Consider the following 3201-nt stretch of genomic DNA (forward strand, 5'->3'; position numbering starts at 1 on the left):
TCCATCTAGGCTTTTCGTAGCATGGATGCGGGCACTTGCGGCAGCTCGGTTTGATGTCGTGCAAACAGCCCAAAAGCCGCTCGTAAGCATATAAAAAGAGCTGCTCGCACTCGGCGCAAAGCTGCGCCCGGACACTATTATTTAAATTTTCGCCCTTATAGATTAGCTCCAAATTTATCTCGCGCTTTGGCTCTAGTGCGTGTTTATCAGTGCAGTAAGTCTGCAAAAATTTCGCCAAAGTCGTGACCTGCTCGGTAAATTTCTCATTCGTCATGCATTTTTCCTTTGGGCAAATTTACCAAATTTCTGGGCTTTCGGCGTTAATCTAACTCAATGCCAAATTTCGCTCGCGCCCTTTGCAAATCCTCCTCGCAGTCGATACCGATGCTGTCGCTTTGCACCTCAAGCATGAGGATTTTTTTGCCGTTTGATAGAGCGCGCAGTTGCTCAAGCTTTTCGGTATTTTCGAGAGTCGACGGCACAAAGGAACAAAATCTTTTTAAATTTGCCGCGCTATAGCCGTAGATGCCCAGATGCGCCTTGTATGCGTCAAACGCAGCGCGGTCAAACGGGATACGCGAGCGCGAAAAATAAAGCGCGTAGCCCGCGTCGTCGGTCACGACCTTGACCAGGTTTTTATCGTCCGCTAGCTCACCGCCGACAAATTTAAAACACGAAAACATAAACGCTCTTTCCGCGTTTTTCTCGCAAAATTCTCTAAATTTGACGATATTTTCAGGCTCGATAAAGGGTTCATCGGCCTGCACGTTTATGATGATCTCGCTATCTTTGACGCCGAGTATCGCCGCTGCTTCGTTGATGCGGTCGGTTCCGCTTTGATGCGCCCGGCTCGTCATCACGGCTTTAAAGCCGAATTTTTGCGCGATCTGCGCCACGCCCTCGTCGTCTGCGGCGATCACGACCTCGTCAGCCGCGCTCACCCTGCGCGCCGTAGCGACAAACATCGGCACGCCGTTTATTTCGCGTAAAATTTTATTAGGCATTCGCGTCGAAGCGAGCCTTGCAGGGATGATGATCATCGCTTTATCCAGGCTAAAATTTTAGCCTCTATGTCGCTTTTTGCAGCGATTTCGTTATGCACGGCGACTTTTGCAAATAGCGATCTTATCGCGCTTGGCACTTCGTCGTTAAACTCCGCCGCCAAGGCCTCAAGCCCGCTTTTTTCGTCTTTTAGCGTTTCGTTTTTTAGCGCCTTAAACATGCTTGGAGCAAATTTGACCCAGTGCGCGGTCGACGTTATCACGGACGGGTGCGTTAAATTTGTCGCCGCTTTAAAGCAAGTAGCCGTATGCGGATCGACGGCGACGCCCTTTGCCGCCCACTCTTTTATAAATTTCTCGCACTCCTCATCGCTACAAAAATCAGCGTCAAAGTCCTCTTTTAGCGCGCCAAGCTCGCTGCTTGAAAGCTCGTAAAAACCATCGCTCGCGAGTTTGTCCATTAGCTCTTTGGTTCGCACGGCGCCGAATTTATCAAAAAGCAGCCTCTCGACGTTTGAAGAAACGAGGATATCCATCGCGGGACTGATCGTCTTAACTAGGCTTTTGCCGCGCAGATCGTATCGTCCCTGCGTAAAAAACTCGGTCAGGATGTTGTTTGCGTTTGAGACGATTTTGATTTTGCCGATTTTCGCGCCCATTTTTTTGGCGTAGTATGCGCCTAGAGCGTTGCCGAAGTTACCGCTAGGCACGACGATATCAAACTCGCCTTTTAGCTCGCCCATTTTGAGTAGATAAACGTAGGCGTAGACGTGATAGATGATCTGAAATAAAATTCGGCCGAAATTTACCGAATTTGCCGCTGAAAGCGAGAGTCCGGCCGCGCTTAAGCGCTCTTTGAATTTATCGCTAGCCAGCAAGCTTTTTAGCGTGCGCTGCGCATCGTCGAAGTTGCCCTCGATGCCGATTACTTTGAGGTTTGCGGCGCCAGCGTTTATCATTTGCAGGCGCTGCACCTCGCTTGTGCCGTCTTTTGGGTAGAGGCAGACGACTTTGACGCCCGGCGCGTCCGCGAAGGTCTCTAGCGTCGCAGGTCCCGTGTCGCCGCTAGTCGCGCACATTATGAGGTATTTTTCGCCTCTTTTTGCGGCTAGCTCGCTAAGCAGCGCGCCAAACGGCTGTAGCGCCATATCCTTAAACGCGCGCGTAGGCCCGTGATAAAGCTCGTTTATGTAAAGATTTTCGCCGATTTTTCGCACCTGTACGGGATTTTGCGGATCGTCAAATCTCTCATACCGCTTTACCGCCCTCTCAAACATCGCCGCGTCCGCGTCAAATCCAAATTTCTCTATGATTTTCAGAGCGATTTGCGTGTAGGTTAAATTTACCGCCTCCGCAAAAAAATTTGCGTCCAGCTGCGGCAGCTGTGTCGGTGCGTAAAGCCCGCCGTGAGCGGAGCTAGGGCTTAGTAGCGCCTGGCTAAATTCTACGCTTTTCAGGCTCTCGCCCGCATTCGCTCTAGTTTGAAATAGCTTCATTTACTTTCCTTTTTTATCCATTTTTTGTATTTTTTGCTAGCTTTGTCAGCTTTAAAAGCTACAATCTCGGGCAGATCGTAGTCGTGATGTTTTTCGATAAATTTAGCAATTTTTTTAAATTTAACCGCGGTTTTTATGAGCAAAACTCGCTCCTTTTCGTCCTTTATCTCGCCGTCCCAAAAATAAACGCTATTTGCCTTAAAAACGCTGACGCAAGCGGCAAATTTGGCTTTTACGAGCTTTTTGGCTAGAGTTTTAGCCGCGGCCTTGTCGGCGCAAGAAGTTAGTACGAATTTCATTTAAAGCGTCCCAAAATTTTTAGGAGATTATAGAATTTTCTCTTTGATAATTCGTTTAAATTTATCCGCCAGCGTCGTTTTTAGCGCGATGACGGAGAGCGGCAAGCCAAATTCCTCCATCTTTACGGCGTCTTTTCGCGTAACCAAAAGCGAGGTCGCACCGTAGCGCTCTAGGATCTCCGCTAGCTCGTCCCGCGAAAACGCGTAGTGATCGGGGTAAATTTCACGCCCGATACAAAGGCTAAAATAAGGCTCCAGGCGCTGCGGATTTGCGATAGCGGTGACCAAAACCATCTTTGGCGTCGGGTTTAAAATTTCACTCCCGCGAGTAAAATCCTCGCCCTCTTTTACGACGTAGTCGGCTTTGGCGTAAAATTTGCTCGGGTAGCGATACGCGCCGCTAGG

At 49.2% G+C, this 3201-nt stretch carries 5 protein-coding genes; all 5 read right to left on the bottom strand.

Annotated elements, in window-relative coordinates; genetic code table 11:
- Positions 1–274 (bottom strand): nitrous oxide-stimulated promoter family protein (locus ACTTJF_RS09970; protein WP_442551832.1); only part of this gene is annotated, 274 nt, incomplete at its 3' end.
- A gap of 46 nt (positions 275–320) precedes the next feature.
- A complete protein-coding gene (gene kdsB / locus ACTTJF_RS09975) occupies positions 321–1040 on the bottom strand; it encodes a 3-deoxy-manno-octulosonate cytidylyltransferase (protein ID WP_442551833.1) in 720 nt (239 codons plus the stop codon).
- Positions 1037–2497 (bottom strand): threonine synthase, encoded by a 1461-nt coding sequence (gene thrC / locus ACTTJF_RS09980; RefSeq protein WP_442551834.1) that lies wholly within the window; start codon positions 2495–2497, stop codon positions 1037–1039. Before thrC ends, kdsB begins: the two co-directional genes overlap by 4 nt.
- Complete coding sequence (cutA, locus tag ACTTJF_RS09985; protein ID WP_442551835.1) at positions 2494–2796, bottom strand: divalent-cation tolerance protein CutA; 303 nt, start codon at positions 2794–2796, stop codon at positions 2494–2496. Before cutA ends, thrC begins: the two co-directional genes overlap by 4 nt.
- A 27-nt stretch (positions 2797–2823) precedes the next feature.
- Positions 2824–3201, bottom strand: a 378-nt coding sequence (locus ACTTJF_RS09990; RefSeq protein WP_442551836.1) for a tetraacyldisaccharide 4'-kinase, incomplete at its 5' end; no start/stop codon positions are given.

The organism is Campylobacter sp. (genome assembly GCF_052170435.1).
GTDB lineage: Bacteria > Campylobacterota > Campylobacteria > Campylobacterales > Campylobacteraceae > Campylobacter_A.